At 67.0% G+C, this 25,485-nt stretch carries 23 protein-coding genes; 14 read left to right on the top strand and 9 right to left on the bottom strand.

Annotated elements, in window-relative coordinates:
• Window positions 1–7 precede the first annotated feature (7 nt).
• Window positions 8–1,225, bottom strand: coding sequence for a sensor histidine kinase (locus AC6JAC_RS15005; RefSeq protein ID WP_028272138.1), 1,218 nt, complete (start codon window positions 1,223–1,225; stop codon window positions 8–10).
• Window positions 1,226–1,424: 199 nt separating this feature from the next.
• Here AC6JAC_RS15005 and AC6JAC_RS15000 point away from each other — a divergent pair, with 199 nt between their 5' ends.
• The gene (locus AC6JAC_RS15000) at window positions 1,425–1,805 is read left to right on the top strand and encodes a DUF485 domain-containing protein (protein WP_028272139.1); all 381 of its coding nucleotides are present in this window, start codon (window positions 1,425–1,427) and stop codon (window positions 1,803–1,805) included.
• Window positions 1,802–3,421 carry a monocarboxylic acid transporter gene (locus AC6JAC_RS14995; RefSeq protein ID WP_028272140.1) on the top strand — a complete coding sequence of 540 codons (1,620 nt, stop codon included), beginning with the start codon at window positions 1,802–1,804 and terminating at the stop codon, window positions 3,419–3,421. The genes AC6JAC_RS15000 and AC6JAC_RS14995 overlap by 4 nt, the downstream gene beginning before the upstream one ends.
• 96 nt (window positions 3,422–3,517) lie before the next feature.
• Here the strand turns inward: AC6JAC_RS14995 and AC6JAC_RS14990 are convergent, their stop codons facing one another.
• Both AC6JAC_RS14990 and AC6JAC_RS14985 read right to left on the bottom strand, forming a co-directional pair.
• On the bottom strand, window positions 3,518–4,369 hold the full coding sequence (locus AC6JAC_RS14990) for a hypothetical protein (protein ID WP_231511326.1): 852 nt from the start codon (window positions 4,367–4,369) through the stop codon (window positions 3,518–3,520).
• Between the two features lie 116 nt (window positions 4,370–4,485).
• Window positions 4,486–4,959 (bottom strand): Lrp/AsnC family transcriptional regulator, encoded by a 474-nt coding sequence (locus AC6JAC_RS14985; RefSeq protein WP_028272142.1) that lies wholly within the window; start codon window positions 4,957–4,959, stop codon window positions 4,486–4,488.
• 196 nt (window positions 4,960–5,155) lie between these two features.
• On the opposite strand from AC6JAC_RS14985, the gene pdhA reads away from it, so the two are divergent.
• From pdhA to AC6JAC_RS14970, 3 genes are read left to right on the top strand one after another with little or no spacing between them, the layout of a single operon-like run.
• Entirely contained in the window at window positions 5,156–6,334 is a 1,179-nt protein-coding gene (gene pdhA / locus AC6JAC_RS14980) for a pyruvate dehydrogenase (acetyl-transferring) E1 component subunit alpha (RefSeq protein WP_497965233.1), read from the top strand.
• Complete coding sequence (locus tag AC6JAC_RS14975) at window positions 6,334–7,344, top strand: alpha-ketoacid dehydrogenase subunit beta (RefSeq protein ID WP_028272144.1); 1,011 nt, start codon at window positions 6,334–6,336, stop codon at window positions 7,342–7,344. Before pdhA ends, AC6JAC_RS14975 begins: the two co-directional genes overlap by 1 nt.
• Window positions 7,341–8,723, top strand: a complete 1,383-nt coding sequence (locus AC6JAC_RS14970) for a dihydrolipoamide acetyltransferase family protein (protein WP_028272145.1) — start codon at window positions 7,341–7,343, stop codon at window positions 8,721–8,723. The genes AC6JAC_RS14975 and AC6JAC_RS14970 overlap by 4 nt, the downstream gene beginning before the upstream one ends.
• 89 nt (window positions 8,724–8,812) lie before the next feature.
• On the opposite strand, the gene AC6JAC_RS14965 is transcribed toward AC6JAC_RS14970, so the two are convergent.
• Window positions 8,813–9,421: an SACE_7040 family transcriptional regulator gene (locus AC6JAC_RS14965; RefSeq protein ID WP_051629016.1), complete on the bottom strand. Its 609-nt coding sequence runs from the start codon at window positions 9,419–9,421 to the stop codon at window positions 8,813–8,815.
• Window positions 9,422–9,636: 215 nt separating this feature from the next.
• Between AC6JAC_RS14965 and AC6JAC_RS14960 the strand changes: the two genes are divergently transcribed.
• From AC6JAC_RS14960 to AC6JAC_RS14930, 7 genes are all read left to right on the top strand, one after another.
• The gene (locus AC6JAC_RS14960) at window positions 9,637–11,244 is read left to right on the top strand and encodes a carboxyl transferase domain-containing protein (protein WP_028272146.1); all 1,608 of its coding nucleotides are present in this window, start codon (window positions 9,637–9,639) and stop codon (window positions 11,242–11,244) included.
• Window positions 11,245–11,249: 5 nt separating this feature from the next.
• On the top strand, window positions 11,250–13,496 hold the full coding sequence (locus AC6JAC_RS14955; protein ID WP_028272147.1) for an acetyl/propionyl/methylcrotonyl-CoA carboxylase subunit alpha: 2,247 nt from the start codon (window positions 11,250–11,252) through the stop codon (window positions 13,494–13,496).
• Between the two features lie 67 nt (window positions 13,497–13,563).
• Complete coding sequence (locus AC6JAC_RS14950) at window positions 13,564–14,727, top strand: acyl-CoA dehydrogenase family protein (protein ID WP_028272148.1); 1,164 nt, start codon at window positions 13,564–13,566, stop codon at window positions 14,725–14,727.
• A 61-nt stretch (window positions 14,728–14,788) separates the two neighbouring features.
• Window positions 14,789–15,589, top strand: coding sequence for a CoA transferase subunit A (locus AC6JAC_RS14945; RefSeq protein WP_028272149.1), 801 nt, complete (start codon window positions 14,789–14,791; stop codon window positions 15,587–15,589).
• A gap of 2 nt (window positions 15,590–15,591) precedes the next feature.
• Window positions 15,592–16,359: a CoA transferase subunit B gene (locus AC6JAC_RS14940; RefSeq protein ID WP_028272150.1), complete on the top strand. Its 768-nt coding sequence runs from the start codon at window positions 15,592–15,594 to the stop codon at window positions 16,357–16,359.
• Window positions 16,356–16,913 carry a MaoC family dehydratase gene (locus tag AC6JAC_RS14935; RefSeq protein ID WP_028272151.1) on the top strand — a complete coding sequence of 186 codons (558 nt, stop codon included), beginning with the start codon at window positions 16,356–16,358 and terminating at the stop codon, window positions 16,911–16,913. Before AC6JAC_RS14940 ends, AC6JAC_RS14935 begins: the two co-directional genes overlap by 4 nt.
• Before the next feature lie 2 nt (window positions 16,914–16,915).
• Window positions 16,916–17,749, top strand: a complete 834-nt coding sequence (locus AC6JAC_RS14930; protein WP_028272152.1) for an HpcH/HpaI aldolase/citrate lyase family protein — start codon at window positions 16,916–16,918, stop codon at window positions 17,747–17,749.
• 103 nt (window positions 17,750–17,852) lie between these two features.
• On the opposite strand, the gene AC6JAC_RS14925 is transcribed toward AC6JAC_RS14930, so the two are convergent.
• From AC6JAC_RS14925 to AC6JAC_RS14910, 4 genes are all read right to left on the bottom strand, one after another.
• On the bottom strand, window positions 17,853–18,245 hold the full coding sequence (locus tag AC6JAC_RS14925) for a universal stress protein (protein WP_028272153.1): 393 nt from the start codon (window positions 18,243–18,245) through the stop codon (window positions 17,853–17,855).
• A gap of 89 nt (window positions 18,246–18,334) precedes the next feature.
• A complete protein-coding gene (locus tag AC6JAC_RS14920; RefSeq protein ID WP_028272154.1) occupies window positions 18,335–19,873 on the bottom strand; it encodes a tripartite tricarboxylate transporter permease in 1,539 nt (512 codons plus the stop codon).
• Entirely contained in the window at window positions 19,873–20,385 is a 513-nt protein-coding gene (locus tag AC6JAC_RS14915; protein WP_028272155.1) for a tripartite tricarboxylate transporter TctB family protein, read from the bottom strand. The genes AC6JAC_RS14920 and AC6JAC_RS14915 overlap by 1 nt, the downstream gene beginning before the upstream one ends.
• A complete protein-coding gene (locus AC6JAC_RS14910; protein ID WP_028272156.1) occupies window positions 20,382–21,389 on the bottom strand; it encodes a Bug family tripartite tricarboxylate transporter substrate binding protein in 1,008 nt (335 codons plus the stop codon). Before AC6JAC_RS14910 ends, AC6JAC_RS14915 begins: the two co-directional genes overlap by 4 nt.
• Before the next feature lie 267 nt (window positions 21,390–21,656).
• Here AC6JAC_RS14910 and AC6JAC_RS14905 point away from each other — a divergent pair, with 267 nt between their 5' ends.
• Together AC6JAC_RS14905 and AC6JAC_RS14900 are read left to right on the top strand one after the other, a co-directional pair.
• On the top strand, window positions 21,657–23,279 hold the full coding sequence (locus AC6JAC_RS14905; RefSeq protein ID WP_051629013.1) for a sensor histidine kinase: 1,623 nt from the start codon (window positions 21,657–21,659) through the stop codon (window positions 23,277–23,279).
• Window positions 23,276–23,962, top strand: a complete 687-nt coding sequence (locus AC6JAC_RS14900) for a response regulator (protein WP_028272157.1) — start codon at window positions 23,276–23,278, stop codon at window positions 23,960–23,962. The genes AC6JAC_RS14905 and AC6JAC_RS14900 overlap by 4 nt, the downstream gene beginning before the upstream one ends.
• Here AC6JAC_RS14900 and AC6JAC_RS14895 read toward each other — a convergent pair.
• Window positions 23,954–25,420 carry a lipase maturation factor family protein gene (locus tag AC6JAC_RS14895; RefSeq protein WP_028272158.1) on the bottom strand — a complete coding sequence of 489 codons (1,467 nt, stop codon included), beginning with the start codon at window positions 25,418–25,420 and terminating at the stop codon, window positions 23,954–23,956. The genes AC6JAC_RS14900 and AC6JAC_RS14895 overlap by 9 nt on opposite strands.
• Between the last annotated feature and the right edge of the window lie 65 nt (window positions 25,421–25,485).

Genomic DNA, 25,485 nt, shown 5'->3' with positions numbered 1-25,485 from the left:
GGCGCTTTCACGCATCGTGGTGGGGCTGCGACTTGGGCACGCGCATGGTGATCAGGGTTCCCTCCCCGGGTGCCGTCTCGATGACCAGGCCGTTGTCTTCGCCGTAGACCTGGCGGAGCCGGGCGTCCACGTTCCGCAGCCCCACATGGTCCCCGTCGCTGTGCCCGGCCAGCATGGACCGCAGCTGTTCGGGATCCATCCCCACGCCGTCGTCCTCGATGGTTACTTCCGCGAACGCCCCGGAATCGTTCGCCGCAATGGTGATGTGGCCCGGACCCTCCTTGGCCTCCAGGCCGTGCCGGACCGCGTTTTCGACGAGGGGCTGCAGGCTGAGGAACGGGATCACGGTACTCAGCACCTCGGGGGCGATCCGCAGGCTTACCTGCACGCGGTCGCCGAACCGGGCGCGTTCCAGCAGCAGGTAGCGGTCGATGCAGCGGAGCTCTTCGGCGAGGGTGGTGAAGTCCCCGTGGCGGCGGAAGGAGTAGCGGGTGAAGTCGGCGAATTCCACCACCAGTTCCCTGGCCCGCACGGGGTCGGTGTTGATGAAGGACGCGATGGCGTTCAGGGAGTTGTAGATGAAGTGCGGGCTGATCTGGGCGCGGAGGGCCCGGACCTCGGCCTCCATCAGGAGGGTGCGGGAGGCATCGAGTTCGGCGAGTTCAACCTGGGCAGCCACCCAGTCGGCCACTTCGCCGGTGGCCCTGACCAGGCCGGCCCCTGCGGACGGCGCAAAAGCCGCCACAACGCCCACCACACGCGCGCCGGCCTTGATGGGGGCAATCACCACTGCGCGTTCGACGTCGGGCGTGATCGGGCCGGAGGCGGTGTCGCCGGCGAGCATCTGCAGCTCGCCCGCCGGGATCACCGCCGTGTGGCCGCCGTCAAGCACCTTGGCGGCGAGGCCCATCAGGGACGGTTTCAGTTCTTCGGCGGCGCCGTCCCAGGCGAGCACCCCCGAGGTGTCGGTGATGGCCAGGGCATCGCAGCCCAGGATGCTGCGGAGCTGCTTGCTCGCTTTCGCCGCGCCCGCGGGGTTCAGGCCGGTGCGCAGGTGCTGGCCGGCCCGGGAGGCCGCGTGCAGGGTCTTGTAGGTGGCCCGTTCCGCGTCGGTGCCGAGCTCCCGGAAGGACCGGAGGACCTTCAGGCCCACTCCGACGACGACGGCGATCGCCATGGCGATCACGGCGATCGCGGCGGCGGTGAACAACGGGGAGTCCGGCATGGTGCCCAGCGTAGCCTGCCCGGCGTAGCCGCGGTGCACCGTTTGGCGCAGCATCAGGACCGCTGAGCGACGGCCCCGCGGGCTTCTCTGGAATGTAAGCACCGTCACGGGGCACAGTGATTGCAGTCACATTGGCTGGGACTGTCTGTGGGGGACAGGGGCAGCAGGTGTGGACGGCAAGTCTCAATGAGGAGGAATGATGGGTAACGATGCCCCAACTCCGGACGCAGCGGCGTCCGTGGACTTCAAGCAAGTCCAGTCGACCAAGCAGTTCCAGGAACTGCGCAAGCGTCACCGCAGCTTTGTCTTTCCGATGGCCGTTGCGTTCCTGCTTTGGTATTTCGCATACGTCCTCCTGGCCGACTATGCGGTCGGCTTCATGTCCACGAAAGTCTGGGGCAACATCAACATCGGGCTGATCCTGGGCCTGCTGCAGTTCGTTTCCACGTTCGCCATCACGGGCTGGTACGTGAGCTACTCCAACCGGCGGCTCGATCCCATCGCGGCAGAAATCCGCCACGAAATCGAGGGCCACGAGTTCGATAAGGAAGGCAACAAAATCAGCGGGGTAACCAAATGACGCTTATGATTCCCGCAGCCGTGGACGTTGCGGACCTCAAGGAAACCACCCTGCTGAACATGGGCATCTTCGGCCTGTTCGTGGCCGTCACCATGATCATCGTGATCAAGGCCAGCCGCAACAACAAGACGGCGGCAGACTACTACGCCGCCGGACGTTCGTTTACCGGCCCGCAGAACGGCACCGCCATCGCCGGCGACTACCTCTCCGCCGCCTCGTTCCTGGGCATCACCGGCGCCATCGCCATCAACGGGTACGACGGCTTTATGTACTCCATCGGCTTCCTGGTCGCCTGGCTGGTCGCCCTGCTGCTGGTCGCCGAGCTGCTCCGCAACACCGGCAAGTTCACCATGGCCGACGTCCTCTCCTTCCGCCTCAAGCAGCGCCCCGTGCGCATCGCGGCAGCCATCTCCACCCTCGCGGTCTGCTTCTTCTACCTCCTGGCGCAGATGGCCGGCGCCGGCAGCCTGATCTCCCTGCTCCTCGGCATCAGCGACTGGGGCGGGCAGGCCCTGGTGATCATCGTCGTCGGCGCCCTGATGATCATGTACGTCCTGATCGGCGGCATGAAGGGCACCACCTGGGTCCAGATCATCAAGGCCATGCTCCTGATTGCCGGTGCGGCCGTCATGACGTTCTGGGTCCTCGCCATCTACGGCTTCAACCTCTCCGACCTCCTGGGCGGCGCGGTGGAAACCTCCGGGAATCCGAACGTCCTCAACCCGGGCCTGCAGTACGGCAAGACCGAAACCTCCAAGCTTGACTTCATGTCCCTGGGCCTGGCCCTCGTGCTCGGAACCGCGGCCCTGCCCCACGTCCTGATGCGCTTCTACACGGTTCCCACCGCCAAGGAAGCCCGCAAGTCCGTGGTCTGGTCCATCTGGCTGATCGGCCTGTTCTACCTGTTCACCCTTGTCCTGGGCTACGGCGCTGCGGCACTGGTCGGCGCTGACACCATCAAGGCTGCCCCGGGCGGCGTGAATTCGGCCGCACCGCTGCTGGCGTTCCACCTCGGCGGGCCGCTGCTGCTCGGCTTCATCTCCGCGGTGGCCTTCGCCACCATCCTGGCCGTCGTCGCAGGCCTCACCATCACCGCGGCGGCATCGTTTGCCCACGACATCTACGCCAGCGTTATCGCCAAGGGGAAGGCCGACGCCGACACCGAGGTCAAGGTGGCGCGGCGCACCGTGGTGGTCATCGGGCTCCTGGCCATTGCCGGCGGCATCTTCGCCAACGGCCAGAACGTGGCGTTCCTTGTGGCCCTCGCCTTCGCGGTAGCGGCATCGGCGAACCTGCCCACCATCGTGTACTCGCTGTTCTGGCGCAAGTTCACCACCCAGGGCGCAATCTGGAGCATGTACGGAGGGCTGGGCTCGGCGATCATCCTGATTGCCCTGTCGCCGGTGGTCTCGGGTGCCAAGACGTCCATGATCCCGGGCGCCAACTTCGCGATCTTCCCGCTGAGCAACCCCGGCATCGTCTCCATCCCGCTCGCGTTCTTCCTGGGCTGGCTCGGTTCGGTGCTGGACAAGAAGCTGGAAGACACCACCAAGCAGGCCGAAATGGAAGTGCGCTCCCTGACCGGCGTAGGTGCCGAGAAGGCCGTGGACCACTAGCCCCTGCGGGTTGAAACGAAAACAGGAGCTTCCGCGAAAACCGCGGGAGCTCCTGTTTTTGTGTCTGAACCTTGTTTTGTGTCTGAAACCCTGGGATCAGGCCTTAGGCCGGAGTTTGATGTTGATCATCTTCATGTCCTTGTTGCCGTCGAAGCGGTAGGCCAGATCCACTTCCTTGCCGTCGCAGCTGATGACCCCGGCGACGTCGGCAGCGTTATTGCCGTTTTCCGTGCTGACCTTGAGGTCGTTGTAGCTCGGTTTGCAGGTACCGTCCAGCTCGAGGCTTTGGACGCCGGCCGCGAATTCTTCCTTCGAGAGCTTGTCCTGCAGGGCCGGGTCGAGGAAGTCGTCGTAGGCGGCATCGGTGTCACCGGCGATGACGAGCTGCGTAAAATCGTCCGCCAGCCCTTTGGCCTTGGCAGTAGCGCCGCCCACGAGGTTAACCAGCAGCGCCACCCCCACGACGGCGAGGAGCACGACTCCGCCGACGATGCCCAGGATGATCCACAGTTTCCTGCGGTTCCTGGCCGGCGGCTGCTGGCCAGGAGCGCCGTAAGGCCCGGGGACGGCAGGGGCGCCGTACGGGGAGCCTTGGTACTGCGGATGCCCGCCCTGCGGCGTTCCGTACTGCGCAGTTCCGTATTGCGGGTGCCCGGCAAGCGGATCCGTGGACGGCGGCGGTCCGTACTGTGGCTGTCCGTGCTGCGGCTGCCCGTAGTCGGGAGTCCCGTAGTGCGGAGTCCCGAAATGCGGAGCGGGCGGCTGCTGGCCGGAGGGCTCATGCGGCGGAAGGGGCGGCTGTCCGGGAACTTCCGGTTGGGGGACGCCCGGCTGCGGGGTGCCTTGCTGCGGCGCGGCGCGCGGCGGGACGGGAGGCGGCTGCTGCCGCCGACGGCCCCCGCCGGGGCCCGGTTCGGCAGGCTGGTACGGTTCCTGAGGATTGCTCAAGATCAAGCCTTTCCGGCAGCCGGCCTGGCCACTGCCTGATTGCACGGGCCGTTCACGGCCGCGATTCATTCAACTGCACCCAGCCTATAACCCCGCGCCCATAGCCCGGGCCCGCGTTACCCCTCGGCGTAGCCCCGCTCGAGCAGCGGCTGGACCCGGAAGGGGATCAGCTCTCCCATGGCGAGGGCGGTGTCCGTCCGGTCCACTCCTTCACAGGCCAGGATCTTGCCGTTGATCCGGAAGAGGTCCTCGGCGTCCAGCGCCACCACCCGCAGCAGGAGGTCGGCCGAACCTGTCAGTCCGTAGCCTTCCAGGATTTCCGGGATGCCGGCGAGATCCACCGCCAGCTGGCCCAGTTTCTGCTGCTGCACATGGACGGAGATGAACGCCATCAGCGGGTATCCAAGTGCGGCCGGACTGATGCGCCGTTCGAAGGACAGGAAGACGTGCTTCTTCTCCAGCTGGGCCAGCCGGGCCTGCACGGTGTTGCGCGAGAGCCCGAGCTTCTGGGCCAGAGCCACCACTGTCCGCTTCGGGTCCTTGGCGAGGGCGGAAAGGAGTCGCGTGTCGGTGCCATCCAAAGCTTGCATAATGCGCAAGATTAGCACGACGGATACCGCACGGGCAGTGCATTCTGCTCAGTATTATCTATGGTGGTTGTACCCAATGAGCATTGTGAGTATCGTCACAATTATCCGGGGCAACGGCGCCCGGGCGGCTGGCGTGCACGGGGATCACGAGTTTCCTGAGCGCCGGTGACACGACGTATGAAGGTTGCGTGCAACTGTGTTTACAGACGAGTTGGGTCAGGGCGGCAACGCCGCCGGTGGCCCGGACAACAGTGCAGGACATCACAGCGGGACGGGCGAGAGCCGGGTCCAACTCATCACCCCGGGGGGTGAACGCGTCAGCCATCCGCAATACGACGCCTGGGTCCGGGATGTCACTGATGAGCAGCTGGGTTCCCTCTATGAGGACATGGTGGTCATCCGGCGGATCGATACCGAAGCCACCGCCCTCCAGCGGCAGGGGGAACTCGGCCTGTGGCCGCCGCTCCTGGGGCAGGAGGCCTCCCAGGTCGGTTCCGCGAGGGCTCTCCGCGACGATGACTTCGTGTTTTCCAGCTACCGCGAGAACGGTGTCGCTTACTGCCGCAGCGTGGACCTGGCCGACATCCTCACGGTGTGGCGGGGCAACGCGTCGTCGGGCTGGGATCCGTACACCGTCAACATGGCCACTCCGCAGATCATCATCGGAGCCCAGACCCTTCATGCCACCGGCTACGCCATGGGCATCCAAAATGACGGCGCAGACTCCGTGGCCATTACGTACTTCGGCGACGGCGCCACCAGCGAGGGTGACGTCAACGAGGCCATGGTCTTCGCCGCCAGCTTCCAGTCCCCGGTGATCTTCTTCTGCCAGAACAACCACTGGGCCATTTCCGAGCCGGTCCGCCTGCAGTCCCACATCAGGATCGCCGACCGTGCTTCCGGGTTCGGGATTCCCAGCGTCCAGGTTGATGGCAACGACGTGCTTGCGGTGATGGCGGCCACCCGCGAGGCAATCGAACGGGCACGCCACGGCGGCGGACCGACGTTCATTGAAGCGGTCACCTACCGGATGGGTCCGCACACGACTGCCGACGACCCCACCCGGTACCGGGATGCCAACGAACTGGAAGACTGGGCGGCCAAGGACCCGATTGCCCGGGTGAAGGGCCTGCTGGAACGCAAGGGACTCCTGACCGAGCAACTCGAGGCCCAGGTGGCTGCCAAGGCCGACGCCGTTGCCCGGGAGCTGCGGGCCGGTTGCATCAACATGCCGGATCCCCAGCCGCTGGACATCTTCAAGCACGTCTACAGCACCCCCAACTCCTGGCTGGACCGCCAGGAGGACCACTACTCCCGTTACCTGGCTTCCTTCGGCGATCCCGAGGGTGCCAACTCTGAAGAAGGTGCTCGCTGATGACCCAGATGACCTTTGCCCGGGCAATTAACTCCGGCCTCCGCAAGTCCCTCGAAAACGACCCCAAGGTCATCCTGATGGGCGAGGACATCGGCACGCTCGGCGGTGTGTTCCGCGTGACCGACGGTCTGCAGAAGGACTTCGGCAAGCACCGCGTGGTGGACACCCCGCTCGCCGAGTCCGCCATCATGGGCACCGCCGTCGGCCTTGCCTACCGCGGCTACCGGCCGGTGGTGGAAATCCAGTTTGACGGGTTCATCTATCCGGCGTTCGACCAGATCGTGTCCCAGGTGGCCAAGCTCCATTACCGTACGCAGGGCCACGTCAAGATGCCCATCACCGTGCGCGTCCCCTTTGGCGGCGGCATCGGTTCCCCGGAGCACCACTCCGAGTCGCCGGAGGCGTACTTCACCCACACGTCCGGCCTCCGCGTGGTCAGCGTCTCCAACCCGCAGGACGCCTACACCATGATCCAGCAGGCGATTGCCAGCGACGATCCCGTGCTGTTCTTCGAGCCGAAGCGCCGCTACCACGACAAGGGCGAAGTGGATGAGTCGATCGATCCCGCCACCGCGCTGTCGATGGAGAAGGCCCGTGTGGTGACCGAGGGCAAGGACGTCACGCTCGTCGCCTACGGCCCGCTGGTCAAGACTGCCAAGGACGCCGCCCTGGCCGCTGCCGACGAAGGCGTGTCGATTGAGGTCATCGACCTGCGGTCGCTGGCGCCCGTGGACTTCGCCACGCTGGAGGCCTCGGTGCGGAAGACGGGACGGCTGGTGATTACGCACGAGGCCGGGCAGTCCGGCGGGCTCGGTGCCGAACTGGCCGCAAGCATCACCGAACGCTGCTTCTACCACCTCGAAGCCGCCCCGGTCCGGATCACCGGCTTCGACGTCCCGTACCCGTATTCGAAACTTGAAATGCATCATCTTCCGGGTCTGGACAGAATCCTTGACGGTGTGGACCGTGCCCTGGGCCGTCCCAACTCCCTCAGCGGGCTGGAAGGATGAGCGCCGCCATGATCAAGGAATTCAGGCTCCCGGACCTCGGCGAAGGGCTGACGGAATCGGAAATCCTCAGCTGGAAAGTGGCTGTGGGCGATACCGTGGCGTTGAACCAGGTCATTGCTGAAGTGGAAACGGCCAAGGCCGTCGTTGAACTGCCGTCACCGTTCGCCGGTGTGATCACCGCCCTCCACGAACAGCCGGGAACCGTGGTGGAAGTAGGTAAGCCGATCGTTTCCTTCGAGGTTGAAGGTGACGACGGCGGGCCGTCCACCGGCGGCGGCCAGGCTCCGGCCGGAGCCGCCAAACGGGAACCCAACCTCGTGGGGTACGGCGCCGTCGTCGAAAGTTCCGGCCGTCCGGCACGGCGCGCCCGTGCGTTCGCTGCGCCGGTCGAAACCGCGGCCCCGGCTGCCCCGGTGGTTGAACCGGTCGAAACCCGGACCCCGGCTGCGCCGGTGGTTGAGCGGGTCGAAACGCCGGCCCCTGCCGAACGCCCGCGGTCCACGCCGCCGGTTCGGAAACTCGCCAAGGACCTTGGCGTAGAGCTCACGGCAGTGACCGGCACCGGCACCGGCGGGCTGATCACACGCGACGACGTGCGGAACTTCGTTGGCGGGGGAGACCTCCCTGCGGCTGCCCGGGCCCTGGCCGGAGCGGGAGAGGGAACCGCCGCCGCGGGCGGGCGCGAAACGCGGACGCCGATCAAGGGGGTCCGCAAGCTCACGGCCGCGGCGATGGTGTCGAGTGCTTTCACGGCACCGCACGCCACGGAATTCCTGACCGTCGACGTCACGCCCACCATGGAGCTGCTGGCGCGGCTCAAGGCAAGCCGGGCCTTTGAAGGCTTCAAGCTGACACCGCTGACGCTCGTGGCCAAGGCGCTGCTGATTGCCCTCCGCCGCCAGCCGTCGCTGAATTCGCGGTGGGACGAAGCGAACCAGGAGATCGTGCAGTTCAACTACGTGAACCTTGGCATCGCCGCGGCCACCCCCCGGGGACTGACCGTGCCGAACATCAAGGACGCCGACCGGATGTCCCTGACTGAGCTGTCCACGGCGCTCACGGCGCTGACCGAGACCGCCCGCGCGGGCAAAACCAGCCCGGCCGAGCTCTCCGGCGGCACCGTCTCCATCACGAACATCGGAGTTTTCGGCATCGATGCCGGCACGCCGATCCTCAACCCGGGCGAAGCGGCCATCCTCGCTATGGGCGCCGTGCGGAAGATGCCCTGGGAATACAAGGATGAAGTGGCCCTCCGCCAGGTCATGACCCTGAGCCTGTCTTTCGACCACAGGCTGGTCGACGGCGAACAGGGGTCACGCTTCCTGGCGGATATCGGGGCAATCCTGGCGGACCCGGGCATGGTCCTGGCCATGGTCTAGTCTGCCGACCTCGGCAAACCGACGCCAGCAAAACTGCCGGCCGCCCCTTCCGAACGGAAGCGGCGGCCGGCAGTTTGATTCTGCGGCTGTCAGCTGAGCGGCTGAGGCGTCGCCGCCACCAGCAGGGCGGCGAGGGCCATGCTTTCCAGCAGGGGGCGGGCCGACTTGACCGCGACCCGCCGGCCATGGCTGCGGACCGAATGCGGTGTCGAGTTGATAAGGCCGAAGGCGGCGTGCGCGCGCATCCGGAGTTCGGCGGTATCGGTGCCCGTGTGCAGTGCCTGCAGCACCTCAACCCACAGCTCCACGTAGTTGCGCTGCAGGGTGCGGACCTCGGCCTGGTCGTCGTCGGAGAGGTTGCTGAAGTCGCGGTCCTGGACCCGGATGACGTCGGGATTGCTCAGGGCGAAGTCCACATGGAACTGCACCAGGCGGGCCAGTGCCGCGGCGGGATCACCGGCGTCTGCAACCACCCGGCGGCCGCCGTCCAGCAGTTCCTGGCTCACGCTGAGCAACAGTGCCCCGAGGACCGCCTGCTTGCCCGCGAAATGGCGGTAGACGGCAGGACCGCTGACCCCTGCCGCGGCACCCAGGTCCTCCAGCGAAACGCGGTTGAAGCCGTTGACGGCAAAAAGGGTGGCAGCGGAGGACAGCAGCGCCTGCCGCCGGCTTTCCTTCGCCTGGCTCCTTTGGGTCATTTGGCTGTTCTGGGTTGTTTGGACCCGCTCGCCCGCCGGGCTGCCGGGACCGCGCTCGATGATCGGCACATTTCCTCCTTGGAACTGCAAATCCTAGCAATGCGGGCGCGTGTTGGACATCACAGTTAATAGAGACTAACCTAAATCTCAGTTATGCGGTACTAACCGAATCGCTCAGGACGGCCTTGCCAGGCGTCCGGGAACGGAAGCAGTCAATGGAGACAATCGCCAGCCTGGTGGACACCGGCAGCGCCGCCTACGCCGCGAACCGCGAGGCCCAGCTGGGGCTGGCCCGCGAGCTAAAGGAACGCCTCGCCACAGCAGCGCTCGGCGGCCCGGAGAAGTCCCGGGAACGCCATGTGGCACGCGGCAAGCTGCTGCCCCGTGAGCGCATCGACCAGCTGCTTGACGACGGCAGCCCCTTCCTCGAGATCGCGCCCCTCGCGGCGAACGGCATGTACAACGATGACTCGCCGGGGGCCGGTGTCATCGCCGGGATCGGCCTGGTGCACGGCCGGCAGGTGCTGGTCATCTCCAACGACGCCACGGTCAAGGGCGGCACGTACTACCCGATGACGGTGAAGAAGCATCTCCGGGCGCAGGAAATCGCCCTGGAGAACCGGCTGCCCTGTATCTACCTCGTGGATTCCGGCGGGGCGTTCCTGCCCAAGCAGGACGAGGTCTTCCCGGACAAGGAGCACTTCGGCCGGATCTTCTTCAACCAGGCGAAGATGTCCGCGGCCAAAATCCCGCAGATCGCCTCCGTGATGGGCTCCTGCACGGCCGGCGGCGCCTACGTCCCGGCCATGAGCGACGAAACCGTGATCGTCCGCAACCAGGGCACCATTTTCCTGGGCGGCCCGCCGCTGGTGAAGGCCGCGATCGGCGAGATCGTCACGGCGGAGGAACTCGGCGGCGGCGACGTCCACTCGAAGATTTCCGGCGTCACTGACCACCTGGCCGAGAACGATGAGCACGCCCTCCAGATCGTCCGTGACATTGTCTCCACCCTGCCGAAGCCGGCCGCGCCCGTCTGGGACGTGGACACCGCCGTCGAGCCCGCGGCTGACCCGGACGAGCTCTACGGAACCGTCCCCACCGACGTGAACGCCCAATACGACGTACGCGAGGTGATCGCGCGGCTGGTGGACGGCAGCCGTTTCCACGAATTCAAGAAGAACTACGGCACCACCCTGGTCACCGGTTTCGCCAAGCTGCACGGACACCCGGTGGGCATCGTGGCCAACAATGGCGTGCTGTTCAGCGAGTCCTCGCTCAAGGGCGCCCACTTCATCGAGCTCTGCGACCAGCGGGGCATCCCGCTGGTCTTCCTGCAGAACCTCTCCGGCTTCATGGTGGGCAAGGACTATGAACAGGGCGGCATCGCCAAGAACGGCGCCAAGATGGTCACCGCCGTCGCCACGGCACGCGTGCCCAAGCTGACAGTGGTGATCGGCGGCTCCTTCGGTGCAGGCAACTACTCCATGTGCGGACGCGCCTATTCGCCGCGGTTCCTCTGGATGTGGCCGGCGTCGCGGATCTCCGTGATGGGCGGCAACCAGGCCTCCGGCGTCCTCGCCACCGTCAAACGCGACCAGTACGAGGCCCGCGGCGAGGAATGGTCGGCCGAGGACGAGGAAGCCTTCAAGGCCCCGATCAAGCAGCAGTACGAGGACCAGGGCAGCCCGTATTACTCCACCGCGCGCCTCTGGGATGACGGCGTCATCGACCCCGCGGACACCCGCACCGTCCTGGGACTGGCGCTCGACGTCGTCTCCCGCACCCCGCTGCCGGAGACCTCCTTCGGCCTTTTCCGGATGTGACAGCCATGACTACTCCTTCAACTCCCCAGCAGCCGGCGCCGGCCGCGAAGCCGCTCTTCGGCACCGTCCTCGTCGCCAACCGCGGCGAGATCGCCTGCCGTGTGATCCGCACCCTCCGCGACCTCGGCATCCGGTCTGTGGCCGTCTACAGCGACGCCGACGCCGGTGCCCGCCACGTGCGCGAAGCCGACGCCGCCGTGCGCATCGGCCCCGCCGCGGCAGCCGAGAGCTACCTCAAGATCGATGCGATCATCCAGGCGTGCCGCGAGAGCGGAGCCGATGCCGTGCACCCGGGCTACGGCTTCCTCAGCGAGAACGTCGACTTCGCCCGCGCCCTGGAGAAGGCGGGCATTACCTTCATCGGCCCCGGCGTTGAATCCCTCAACGTCATGGGGGACAAGATCCGGTCCAAGAACCACGTGTCCGGCTACGGCGTGCCCGTGGTTCCGGGCATCGCCGAGCCGGGCATGACTGACGCGCAGCTGATCGACGCCGCCGCCGGAGTGGGCTTCCCGCTGCTGATCAAGCCGTCCGCAGGCGGCGGCGGCAAGGGCATGCACATCGTGGAGCGCCCCGAGGACCTGGAAGCCACCCTGGCCACCGCCCGCCGGGTCGCAGCCAGCGCTTTCGGTGACGACACCCTGTTCCTGGAACGTCTCGTGACCACGCCGCGCCACATCGAGGTGCAGGTCCTCGCGGACAACCATGGCAACGTCATCCACCTGGGGGAGCGCGAGTGCTCCCTGCAGCGCCGCCACCAGAAGGTCATCGAGGAAGCCCCCTCGCCGCTCCTGGAATCCCTCCCCGACGGCGCCGCCGTCCGTGCGCGGATCGGCGAGGCAGCCTGCAACGCGGCCCGCAGTGTCCACTACAGCGGTGCCGGCACCGTCGAGTTCCTGGTCTCGGACAACGCGCCGGACGAGTTCTTCTTTATGGAGATGAACACGCGACTGCAGGTGGAGCACCCGGTCACCGAAATGGTCACCGGAATCGACCTGGTCGAATGGCAGGTGCGCATCGCCGCCGGCGAGGAACTCACCGTCCGCCAGTCCGACGTCGTTCTCAACGGGCACTCGGTGGAGGCGCGCGTCTACGCCGAAGTCCCGGAACGGAACTTCCTGCCGTCCACCGGGACTGTGCTGCAGCTCGACGAAGTGCCGGGCCCAAGGCAGCGCCCCGGCGCCCCCGCCCGCAACGAAGTCGAGACAGCAGGTGGCCGCATCCGGGTGGACTCGGCCCTGTTGGAGGGGCTGGAGATCTCCTCCAGCTACGACCCCATGGTTTCCAAGGTCATCGCGTGGGGGCAGGACCGCACTGCCGCCCTGGACACCCTGGACCGCGCGCTTGCCGACTACACGGCACTGGGCATCGACACCAACGTCGAATACCTGCGCCTGCTCATCAACGACGCCGACGTCCGCGCCGGGCGCCTCGACACCGGCCTGATCGAACGGAAGATGCCGGACTTCAGCTTCCGGCGCGCGGGCGACGCCGAACTTATTGTCGCCGCCTTGTACGCCCTGGACCAGGCGGAAGAACAGCTCCGGAGCGGACCTGCGGCCGGCCCGTGGCGGCGCCGCAACGGTTGGCGAATCGGCGCCGCGGCGCCGCGGCGGATCAGTCTGGGAACCTCCGACGGCGGCGTCGCCACGGTGGAGGTGAGCCGGCCTGCGGCAGGGGAACCGGCCACTGTGCGCGTGAACGGAGGGCCGCAGCTCACGGCCCTCCTCCAGTACCCGGGTCGCCAACGTCCGGTGCTCACCCTCAACGGCGAAGTCAGCAGGTATGGGCTTGTACCGGTGCACACCGGTCAGCCCGCCCAGAGCTGGCTCGAGCCCGATCCCCGCGTCCTGTCGGAAGTCTTCCTCGGCAACGACGGCTGGTCCTGCCGCCTGGAAATCCTCACCCGCGAAACCCGGCTGGCACGGGTTCTGGCGGCGATCGAACGCGAGGAAGGCGCGGCTGATCCGGCGGTGCGCTCGCCGATGCCGGGCACCGTGGTGTCCGTCTCCGTCAGCAACGGCGACACCGTGCAGGCCGGCCAGGTCCTGGTCTCGGTGGAGGCGATGAAGATGGAGCACCAGCTCGTGGCGCCCCTCGACGGCACGGTCCACATCAGCGCCAGGTCCGGTGACCTGGTCAAGGCAGACCAGGTGCTTGCCACGGTCCACCCCGCCGAACTGCCTACGGCGGAGAACGCAGCCGAGGACGCGGTGGAGGAATCCGTCATCGCCATGGGCGCGGCGGACTAGCACCCCCGCTTCAACACCAAATACATCAAACAGACCCGATTCACAGTTCAGACAAGGAAGTCCCAACATGGCTGATTTTGAGCTCAGCGAGGAATACCAGGACCTCAGCAACACCGTCCGCGAATTCGCCGACGAAGTGGTGGCGCCGGTGTCCGCCAAACACGACGAGGAACACAGCTTCCCGTACGAAGTCGTCAAGCAGATGGCGGACATGGGGCTCTTCGGCCTCCCCTTCCCGGAAGAGTTCGGCGGCATGGGCGGGGACTACTTTGCCCTCGCCCTGGCCCTGGAGCAGCTGGGGCGGGTGGACCAGTCCGTGGCCATCACGCTGGAAGCCGGAGTTTCACTGGGTGCCATGCCCGTGTACCGCTTCGGCACCGACGCCCAGAAGGAGGAGTGGCTGCCGTCGCTGGCCTCGGGCCAGGCGCTCGCCGGCTTCGGCCTGACGGAACCCGAAGCCGGTTCCGACGCGGGCGGAACGAAGACCACAGCCCGGCTCGAAGGGGGTGAGTGGATCATCAACGGCAACAAGGAGTTCATCACCAACTCCGGTACGGACATCACCAAACTGGTCACAGTCACGGCCGTCACCGCAAAACACGAGCGCGGGGACGGCAGCATCAAGAAGGAAATCTCCACCATCCTGGTGCCCACCAGCACACCCGGATTCAAAGCGGAGAAGGCGTACAACAAGGTGGGCTGGAATGCCTCCGACACCCACCCGCTCACGCTCAAGGACGTCCACGTGCCGGAGGCGAACCTCCTGGGCGAGCAGGGCCGCGGCTACGCGAACTTCCTGTCCATCCTGGACGAGGGCCGCATCGCCATCGCCGCCCTGGCCACGGGAGCGGCCCAGGGCTGCGTGGACCTGTCGGTGAAATACGCGAAGGAACGCAGCGCGTTCGGGCAGAACATCGGCAAGTACCAGGCCATCGCATTCAAGATCGCCCGGATGGAAGCCCGGGCCCACACGGCACGGCTTGCCTACTACGACGCCGCGGCACGGATGCTTGCCGGGAAGCCGTTCAAGACGCAGGCGGCCATCGCTAAGATGGTCGCAGGCGAGGCAGCCATGGACAACGCGCGGGACGCCACCCAGGTGTTCGGCGGCTATGGCTTCATCAACGAATTCACCGTGGCGCGCCACTACCGCGACTCCAAGATCCTTGAGGTCGGCGAGGGCACCACGGAGGTCCAGCTGATGCTGATCGCCCGCGAACTCGGCCTTTAGCTTCCCCGTCGGGGAGCCACCAGGGGCCCGAACCAGCGCGTGTAACCAGGAAGGATCGATGATGATTGACAAGGTTGTTGCCAGTGCCGAGGCCGCCGTTGCCGATATCCCCGACGGCGCCTCGCTCGCCGTCGGAGGCTTCGGGCTGTGCGGCATCCCGGTTGCACTGATCGATGCCCTCCACCGGCACGGGACCACGGACCTGGAAACCGTCAGTAACAACTGCGGGGTGGACGACTGGGGGCTGGGCATCCTGCTGAAGGACGGCAGGATCCGCCGCACCGTCAGCTCCTATGTCGGGGAAAACAAGGAGTTCGCCCGCCAGTACCTCTCCGGCGAACTCGAGGTGGTGCTGACCCCGCAGGGGACGCTCGCGGAGAAACTGCGCGCCGGCGGCGCCGGCATCCCGGCGTTCTACACGCCCGCCGGCGTCGGAACCCAGGTGTCCGACGGCGGCCTGCCGCAGAAGTACGACGCCGACGGCAGCATCGCGATCGCCTCCGCGCCCAAGGAAGTCCGCACGTTCAACGGCGCGGACTATGTGCTGGAGGAGTCGCTCACCCCGGATTTCGGACTCGTCCACGCCTGGAAGGGCGACCGGCACGGAAACCTCGTATTCCACGCCACGGCCATGAACTTCAACCCGCTGTGCGCCATGGCCGGCCGGATCACCATCGCCGAGGTGGAGGAACTGGTGGAGCCGGGCGAACTGGATCCCGAACACGTCCACGTTCCCGGCATCTTCGTCCAGCGGGTGGTCCTCGCACCGCAGGGCGAGAAGCGCATCGAAAAGCGGACGGTCGCAGTGTCCGCCGGCGCCGCCGGAGCACCAAAACAGGTAGCAGAGCAGGCAGGAGCATAGCCGTGGAATCGATCAACACGCCGGGCGCCCCGCCCCGCCCCGAAGCCGTCCGCCACGAGTACCGGCCGTCCGCCGTCGGACATCCCGAGGGCACCAGCCCCGAAACGAAAGGCTGGACCCGCAACGAACTGGCCGCCCGGGTGGCCCGCGAACTCCACAACGGGCAGTACGTCAACCTCGGCATCGGGATGCCCACGCTGATCCCCAACTACATCCCGGCGGGTATCGAAGTGGTCCTGCACTCGGAAAACGGCATCCTGGGCGTGGGGCCGTATCCCGCGGAGGACCAGGTGGACCCGGACCTGATCAACGCCGGCAAGGAAACCGTCACCGTGAACAAGGGGGCCGCGTTCTTCGACTCCGCGACCTCCTTCGGCATGATCCGCGGCGGCCATGTGGATGTGGCAGTGCTCGGCGCCATGGAAGTGGCGCAGAACGGCGACCTGGCCAACTGGATGATCCCGGGCAAGATGGTCAAGGGCATGGGCGGCGCCATGGACCTGGTGTTCGGGGCCAAGCGTGTGATCGTGATGATGGAGCACGTGGACCGCAGCGGCAAGCCCAAGATCGTCCAGCAGTGCACGCTGCCGCTGACCGGCAAGGGGTGCGTGGACCGCATCATCACCGACCTCGCCGTGATCGACGTCGTCACCGAAGGCGGTTCCTCCCGCCTGGTGCTGCGCGAACTGGCCCCCAACGTGACAGCCGAGGAAGTCGCCGCGGCCACGGGGGCGGAACTCTTCGAAGAAGACCAGGAACTGACCGTATGACCAGTGCTGAGCCGGAACAGAGTGCTGAGGAGGCTTCGACGGGCTCAACCACCGCCGGCCCGCGCGTCGTCGAACAGCGGGGCCTCTACTTCGAGGAACTGGAAGAAGGGGTGGTCTACGCGCACCGCCCGGGCCGGACGGTGACCGAGACGGACAACGTCCTCTTCACCACCATGACCATGAACACCCAGGCCCTGCACCTCGACGCCGCCTGGAGCGCCGGGCAGCCGTTCGGGCAGCGGCTGATGAACTCGATGTTTACGCTGGCCACCGTGGTGGGGCAGTCCGTCCCGCAGCTGACCCAGGGAACCATCATTGCCCAACTGGGACTGACCGACGTCTCGTTCCCGCACCCGCTGTACCACGGCGACACCCTGTACACGGAGACGGTCATCACCGGCAAACGCCTGTCCTCGTCCCGTCCCGGGCAGGGAATCGTGACCATGCGGCACACCGGCCGGAACCAGGACGGCGTGGTGGTGGCGCTGGCCTCGCGCAGCTGCCTGATGTGGACGCGCGAGGCGCACGAAGCCGCCGAAAAGAGGACAATCTAAGCATGACTTTCCTGATGGGTCCCGCCCTGCTCTTCTGCCCTGCCGACCGTCCCGAGCGCTACCAAAAGGCCGCAGAGCGTTCCGACGCCGTGATCGTGGACCTGGAAGACGCCGTCGCCCCTGCCGACAAGCAGCGCGCCCGCGGCGCCATCCTCGCCCAGCTCGGCGCCACCGGCGACGTCCCGGAACTGGATCCCAGCCGGACGATCATCCGGATCAACCCGGCCGGCACGGAGGAGTTCGAAAAGGACCTGCACTGCCTCAAGCACACCCCGTACCGGCATGTGATGCTCGCCAAGGCCGAGAACGCCGGCCAGCTGAAGGCGCTGGAGGGCTACAGCGTGATTGCGCTCTGCGAGACGGCCGCCGGAATCATCAACGCCGCCGCCATCGCCGCCGAACCCAACGTGGTGGGCCTGATGTGGGGTGCCGAGGACCTGCTCGCATCGCTCGGCGGTACCTCCAGCAGGAACGACGACGGCGGGTACCGGGCAGTGGCGCTGCACGCCAGGTCAACAGTGCTGCTTGCGGCGGGGGCCTTCGGCAAGGAGGCCATCGACGCGGTGTACGTCAACATTCCGGACCTGGACGGGCTGGCAGCCGAGTCACGCGACGCCGTCGCCTCGGGGTTCGGGTCCAAGGCCTGCATCCACCCCAGCCAGGTTGCCGTGGTCCGGGGCGCCTACGCTCCCGCGGAATCCGACGTCGCAGCCGCCAAGGAACTCCTCGAGGCCGCCGCCGCCGCCGGGAGCGGCGTGTTCCAGTTCAACGGAAAAATGATCGACGGCCCCATCCTGAAGCACGCGGAATCCACCCTGCGGCGCGCCGTCCGCTAGGAACGCCCCGCAAAGCGCAAAGCGCAAAGCCACAGGCCGGGAGTCGTTGGACTCCCGGCCTGTGGCTTTCCATGATGCTCCGGCCCGATAGAGCCGCAGGGTGCTAGCCGGCCTTCACCGCCAGCACCGGGCAGTCCGCCTCGAGCAGGATCCGCTGGGACGTGCTCCCCAGGATCAGTTTGCCCACCGGGGTGCGGCGGCGCAGCCCGATCACAATCAGGTCGGCGTTGTGCTCCTCCGCGGCGTCCAGTACCTCCGCGGCCGCATCGTGCCCGCGGACCGGCTGCTTGATCACGTGGTCAATGCCCTGCGTCGCGAGCCGGTCCTCGATGCTCTGGATCTCGGGCTCCTGTGCGTACCGGTTATCCACCAGCGCATCACCCTTGGACGAGTTGATGACCAGCAGCCTGCTGTTGCTCTTCCGCGCCTCGGCGATGGCCTGGGCCAGTGCCGCTTCGCCCTCGGGGGTCGGGACGTATCCCACCACGATCGTCATGGTTGCTCCTTGTTTCTGCTGGATGGTTCTGCTGAGTGCGGGTAAGGGGCGGGCAAAACGCCCGGCGGCTGTTCAGTCGCTGTACTTGTTCAGTCGCTGTAGTCGGCTGCGCCGGAGTTGGCGGGAAGCAGCGGGCGGCGCCCCGGGCGGGCCTTGCGCCAGAGCCGCATCAGCAGCGGCCAGAGGAGGATGACTGCCACGATGACGTAGATGCCGACGGCGATCGGCTCGCTCCACAGCCCGGCCGGATTGCCGGCGCTGAGCTGGAGGGTCTTGCGGAGCTGCCCCTCGAGCCGCGGCCCCAGGATTACGCCCAGGATCAGCGGCAACACGGGGAGTCCGAAGCGCCTCATCATGAAGCCCAGCGCACCAAGCACCAGCAGGATGACCAGGTCGAACGCCTGCAGGTTCACCGAGTAGGCGCCCAGCGTGGCGAAGAACAGGATCCCGGCGTACAGGTACGGCCGCGGGAGCTGGAGGAGCTTCGCCCACAGCGGCGCCAGCGGAAGGTTGATGATCAGGAGCAGCAGGTTGCCGATGAACAGGCTGGCAATCAGTGCCCAGACCAGCGGTCCCTGGCTCGCGAACAGCTGCGGACCGGGCTGGATGCCGTAGGACGTGAATGCTGCCAGCATGACGGCGGCAGTCGCGTTGGTGGGCAGGCCCAGGGCGAGCATGGGGGTCAGCGTGCCCGCAGCCGCGGCGTTGTTCGCCGCTTCCGGCCCGGCAACTCCTTCGATGGCGCCGTGGCCGAATTCCTCCGGGTGCTTGGAGAGCCTTTTCTCCGTGACGTAGGAGAGGAACGTGGGGATCTCGGCGCCGCCGGCGGGGAGTGCTCCGAACGGGAAGCCGAAGGCTGTACCGCGGAGCCACGGCTTCCAGGACCGCTTCCAGTCCTGCTTGCCCATCCACGGGCGTCCCACCGGAATGACGTGCAGGGGCGTGCGGCGCAGGTGCGCGGCCACCCACAGGGCTTCACCGACGGCGAAGATGGCCACGGCCACCACCACGATGTCCAGGCCGTCCGCCAGGAGCGGCATGCCGAAGGTGAGGCGTTGCTGGCCGGTGACCGAATCCATGCCCACCAGGCCGATCGCCAGGCCCAGGCCCAGGGCCGCGAAACCGCGCAACCGGGAAGAACCCAGCACGGCGGTGACGGCCAGCAGGGCGAGCACCATGATCGCGAAGTAGCTGGGGGAGCCCAGGCTGACGGCGAACTGGACCACGATCGGCGCGCAGACGGCGAGCAGCGTGGTGCCGATGGTGCCGGCAACAAATGAACCGATGGCGGCGGTGGCCAAAGCCTGGGCCGCCCTGCCGGCTTTTGCCATCTTGTTGCCTTCGATGGCGGTGACCACCGACGAAGACTCACCGGGCGTGTTGAGCAGGATGGACGTGGTGGAGCCGCCGTACATGCCGCCGTAGTAGATGCCCGCGAACATGATGAAGGCGCTGGTGGGCTCCAGGGCATACGTGACCGGGAGCAACAGGGCCACGGTCATTGCCGGGCCGAGGCCCGGGAGGACACCCACGGCCGTACCGAGGACCACGCCGATGACGGCGTAGAGGAAATTCATGGGGGTCAGCGCGGTGGCGAAACCATCCATGAGGGAGGAGAAGACGTCCATTAGAGAATCCCTTCCAGCAGGCCGGCGGGCAGTGCGATGCCGAGGCCCAGGAAAAAGCCGTAGAAGGTCAGGATGGACAGGGCCAGGGAGATGAGGCCGTCACGGACATAGTGCCGTCCGCCGAGGGCCCACACGCTGCCCCAGAACAGCACGGTTCCGGAGATCACCCAGCCGGCCCAGTCGATGAGCAGGATATTCGCGATGAAGGCGCCCACCAGGGGGAGTACCGTCTTCCAGTCGGCGGGGTGGGCCAGGTCAACGTCCTCGCCGCCTTCCGCCTCGCCCTTGCCGCCGCGCAGCACGTTCACTGCCAGGAGCACGGCGCAGACGACGAGCAGGCCGGCCACGATGAAGGGGACTGTCCTGGGACCCACGGGGTCCGACTTGGAATAGGGTGTCGCCAGGCCGTTGGCGTCGAGGAACACCATCACCCCGGCCGCCCCGAGCAGGAGGGCGACCCCCAGCTCGGAGCGGCCTTTGAGCCGTGAGGCCAGCGTTGGTGAAGAGCTCACGCCAGGCCAAGCTTCGTGAGGACGTCCGCCACCCGCTTGTCCTGCTCGGTCAGGAAGGTCTTGAATTCGTCACCGGTGACGAAAGCGTCGGTCCAGCTGTGCGTCTTCAGCGTCTCCTTCCAGGCCTCGGTACCGTGCATCTTCTCGAGGGCTGCGATGAGGGTTGCCTTGTCGGCGTCGCTGATTCCCGGAGGGGCAACGATGCCGCGCCAGTTGGTGAACACCAGGTCGATGTTGGATTCCTTCAGCGTGGGGGCGTCAACGCCGTCCAGCCGCTCCGCGCCGCTGGTGGCGAGCACACGGACTTCGCCCGATTCAATCTGCTTGAGGTACTCACCGGCGCCGGAGGCCGCGAAGCCGAGCTTGTTGCCGAGGATGGCCGGGAGAAGGTCTCCGCCGCCGTCGTAGGAAACAAAGTTGACCTTGGTGGCGTCGATTCCCACTGCGCCTGCGAGCTGCATGGGCAGCAGGTGGTCGGGGCCGCCGGGGGAGGAGCCGCCGCCGACAGCGATGGAGCCGGGATCGGCCTTCCACGCCTTCACGAGGTCGTCGATGGTTTTGTACGGCGAGTCCTTGCTGACCATGATGGCGCCGGGCTCTTCAATGAGCTTGGCCAGCGGAGTGGTGTCCGTCAGCTTCGATGCTGACTTGTTGGTGTAGCTGGCGCCCACCACGCCCAGGCCCATCAGCATGGTGAGGTCGCCGTTGCCCTTTTCGTTGACCACGCGGGCCAGGCCCACGGTTCCGCCGGCGCCGGCGAGGTTGAAGACTTCGGTGTTGGTGGCGATCTTCTCGTCGTCGAGAACCTTCGCGGCTGCGCGGGCGGTGGTGTCATAGCCGCCGCCGGGCGTGTTGGGGACGAGGATCTGCAGCCCGGTGACGGGGCCGGCGGCAGCGCTGGAGCTGCCGCTCGTGGAGCTCTTGCCGGTGGCACCGCAACCGGTGGCCATCAGGGCGATGCCGGCGGCGACGGCGGCAATGCGCAATGCGCGGATCTGGCGCATGGTGTTCCTCTTCTCAGTAAAGTTCTTGGTCAAGCTGGTCAGCAAAACTGACTGGTGCATTTGATGCTAGGTGCGTAAGTGAGCGGCATCACTCTTGTGTACGCAGAGAAAGTTAAGTTCATTTCGTTCACGTTTCCGGCGCTCAACCGGAGCTCCTGCCAGTCTCACGGCGGGGCGGGCCGCGCATCCGCCCGGCAGGGCGCGCTGGGGTATAGTTCCGGTACCCACCCACCAGAGGAAAGAACCACAGTGACTCGACGAAGAGGAATGTCCCTCGCCGGGCAATATCTGGTCCTCCAGCTGCTGATTGTCCTGGCCGTCCTCGTCGCCGTCGTCGCGATCTCCCTCGCCCAGTCCGCAGCAGCGTTTGAGCGGATCGAGGGGCGCCGTGCCCTGTCCGCCGCTGAAGCGCTGGGCAGCAATCCCGCCGTCAGGGCGTTGCTTCCCTCCGCCGAACCGCGCGGCAGTGCGGCCCTGTCCGCGGTCGCGGAGTCGGTCCGCACAGTGTCCGGGTCCGCGCAGGTGGCGCTCGCCCGGACTGACCGTACCGTGGTGGCGTCGTCGGATCCCGGACTTCTCGGCCGTCCGCTGGAACTTGGCCCGAGCAGGGTGATGGAGGGCCGCGCCTGGACGGGCGTGGTGGGCGGAACAGCCACCCCGGTCCTTTCGGCCCACGTACCGGTCCTTGATGATTCCGGGAAAATGATCGGCATCGCGTCCATCAGCCGGAACTACCCGTCCACGTGGGAGCGGCTGGGGGACGCGGTGCCCAACCTGCTGACCTACCTTGGAGTGGCCAGCGTCCTGGGGGTTGCCGGCTCCCTGCTGCTGGCCCGCAGGGTCAAGCGGCAGACCCTTGGCATGGAGCCCAGCGAAATCTCGGGCCTGGTGGAGAACCGCGAGGCGATGCTGCACGGACTGAAGGAGGGGGTGGTGGCGCTGGACCTCCACGGCCGGATCACGGTGGCCAACGACAGTGCCCGGGCGCTGCTGGGCCTGCCCGCGGACTGCGTGGGCAAGGACCTTGCCGGCCTGCCCGTTGAACCTGCGCTCAAGGAAGTGTTGACAGGCGAGCAGCCCGGACAGGACCAGATGGTGCTGGTGGGGGAGCGCCTCGTGGTGCTCAACCGGGTGCCCATCCGGTCCAGGGGCCGCGTGATGGGTTCGGTTGCCACCTTGCGCGACCGGACGGAGCTCTCATCCCTGGAACGCGAGCTCGGGGCAACGCGTACTGCCACGGACACGCTCCGGGCGCAGGCCCACGAATTCGCCAACCAGCTGCACGTGATCTCGGGCCTGATCCAGATCGGCGAGTACGATTCCGTGGTGCAGTTCGTCAACGGCGTCACCGTGGACCGGACACGCCTCAACGACGACGTGACCAGCCGCATCCAGGACCCGGCGCTCGCCGCCCTGCTGATCGCCAAATCCAGCCTCGCAGCGGAGCGTGGCGTGCCATTGCAGCTGGATCCCGGTTCGGTGCTGGCGCCGGTGGGCGATGAGCTTTCCCGGGACCTGGCCACGGTGGTGGGGAACCTCGTGGACAACGCTCTCGACGCCGTCACGGGAGTCGCCGAAGGGGCCGTCCGGGTCCGCGTTGAGGACACTCCCGAGGAAGTGGTGGTGACGGTCCGGGACACCGGCCCCGGCATTGACGGGGCAGCGGCCGATGAGATTTTCCGGCAGGGGTTCAGCACCAAGAAGCCCGGCCCGGCCGGCGGCCGGGGCTTTGGCCTGGCGCTCTCGCGCGTCGTCTGCCGGCGGAGCGGCGGCGAACTTACGGTGGCCAACGACGGCGGGGCCGTGTTCACCGCACGGCTCAAGCGGGCGCCGTTGAAACGGACGCCCGCACAAGGGGTGCCGGCTACGGGAAGGGTGGCCGGGCCATGATCAACGTCCTGATCGTCGACGACGACTTTATGGTGGCCAAAGTCCACGCCGGGTTCATCCAGCGCACGCCGGGATTCGCCGTCGTCGGAGTTGCGCACACCGGAGCCCAGGCCATGGCGGAGACCGCCCGGCTGCAGCCCGACCTGGTCCTCCTGGACATCCACCTGCCCGACATCAACGGCCTGGACCTCATGGCCAGGCTGCGGGAAGCGGCGCCGGAACTGGACGTGCTGGTGATCAGCGCCGCCCGCGAGGTGGAGACCGTCCGCCGCGCCCTGCGTGGCGGGATTGTCCACTACCTGATCAAACCTTTTTCGCAGGCGGACCTGCAGGAACGGCTGGAGCACTACCGCAGCGCCTACCAGGGACTCGACCTGTCCAAGGACGTGGCCGAGCAATCGGACGTCAACCGGGTCTTCGGGCTGGAAAGCGCGGAACGCGCCGAACGGACGGAACCGCGCCTGCCCAAGGGCTGCAGCCCGGAAACCCTCAGCCGTGTGGTCGCTGTGCTCGAGTCCGCCGGGGCGGACTTTTCGGCCGCCGAAGTCGCGGACCTGCTGGGCACATCGCGGGTCAGCGCCCGCCGGTATCTGGAATACCTCCACGACGAGGCGAGGGTCGACGTCCGCCTCAAGTACGGTGCCGGCCGTCCGGAGCGCCGTTACGCACTCAAGTCAGCGTGACCCCGGCGGCAGGGACAGCGGCGGAATGGCCTCGTAGAGCAGGGTCCTGATCCATCGCTGGCCCGTTTCGCGGTATTCCGCCCGGGTCGCGAAGCGGTACAGGTAGCTGTGGACGCGCACCCAACGCGGGCGGGCGCCGTCGAACGGGTCCTTGCGCAGGAGCCGCAGGACAGCTCCGTCGGCTTCGAGCAGCTTGGCCAGGAAGGCGTAGAACCACTCCTCGTGGACGGTGCGCAGGGGCAGGAACCACATCAGCCAGTCCAGCCGGAGGTGGTACGGAGCCCACTGGCGCGGCAGCCGGCGGACATCGCCCGGCTTCCCGCGGAAACCGTACTCGCGCCAGTCTGAACCGTCGTCCGGTTCGTCGTCGAGCGTGCCTTCCACCACAATCTCGATCCGCAGTTTGGTCACCGTGCCGAACGCCCCGTAGGTGTTGACCAGCTGCCACCGGTTGAAGCTGGCGTTCATCAGCTGCCGGTGCTGTAGCAGGTTCCGGACCGGCCAGTAGCTGAGCACCAGCAGAAGCACCGTTACGGCAAGCACGACGGCGAGCCACCACACCGGGGTCCGCGCACCGCCGTCGGCGGCACCGTAGGTGTGCCAGTCCAGCGGAATGACGGGGAGCACGGCGTGCGCCACCGGATCGCTCACTGCGGCGAAAGCCAGCAGGATTGCCATCCAGTTCAGCCAGGCGAAGTTTCCGCTGGCCACGAGCCACAGCTGGGTGAAGACGATGATGCCCGCGGCGATGCCGGCCAGCGGTTGCGGGGCGAAGAGGAAGAACGGCACCACCAGCTGCGCGAAGTGATTGCCCAGGACCTCCATCCGGTGCAGGGGCCTGGGGAGGAGGTGCGCCTGCCGGCTCAACGGACCGGGCATCGGCTGGGTCTCATGGTGGTAGTACAGGGCGGTCAGGTCGCGCCACTCGCTGCCGCCGCGGATTTTGATCATGCCGGCGCCGAACTCGAGCCGGAACAGCAGCCACACCAGCAGGATCAGGATGGTCCGGGGCGGCGGTGTCTGGTCCGAGCCAAGGAAGGCCACCGTGAAGCCGGCCTCCAGGAGCAGCATCTCCCAGCCGAAACCGTAAAAGGTCTGTCCCACGTTGACGATCGACATGTACAGCAGCCACAGTGCCAGGAAGGCGATCATCGGCAGCCAGGGCGGTCCCAGCTGCGGAAGTCCCAGGACGAGCGTGGCCGAAACGGCCATGCCGCACCAGCAGACGAGCCGCAGGAGGCGGTCCGAGTAGCGCCACAGGAACAGGCTGGGCCGGCGGCGCCGCCGGAAGCTGTCCAGGTAGTCGGGGACCGGGAGCAGCCCGCGCTCGCCGAGCAGCGCCGGGAACTGGTTGCGGCAGGAGAGGAACGCCACAAGGAAGATCGTCGCGACGCCGCGCTGCAGCACCTGCCGGGCAAATTCATACTCCGGCGCGTCGAACCATGCGGCCCACTCCACGCTGTTCACGTTACGCCTGCCGCGCACGGCGTCAATGACCCCCGGTACCTGCCCGCCGGAACGTC

Source organism: Arthrobacter sp. KUASC02 (assembly GCF_059739395.1).
The sequence above is the reverse complement of the archived record's forward strand: the minus strand, read 5'-3'. Positions and strand labels throughout refer to the sequence as shown.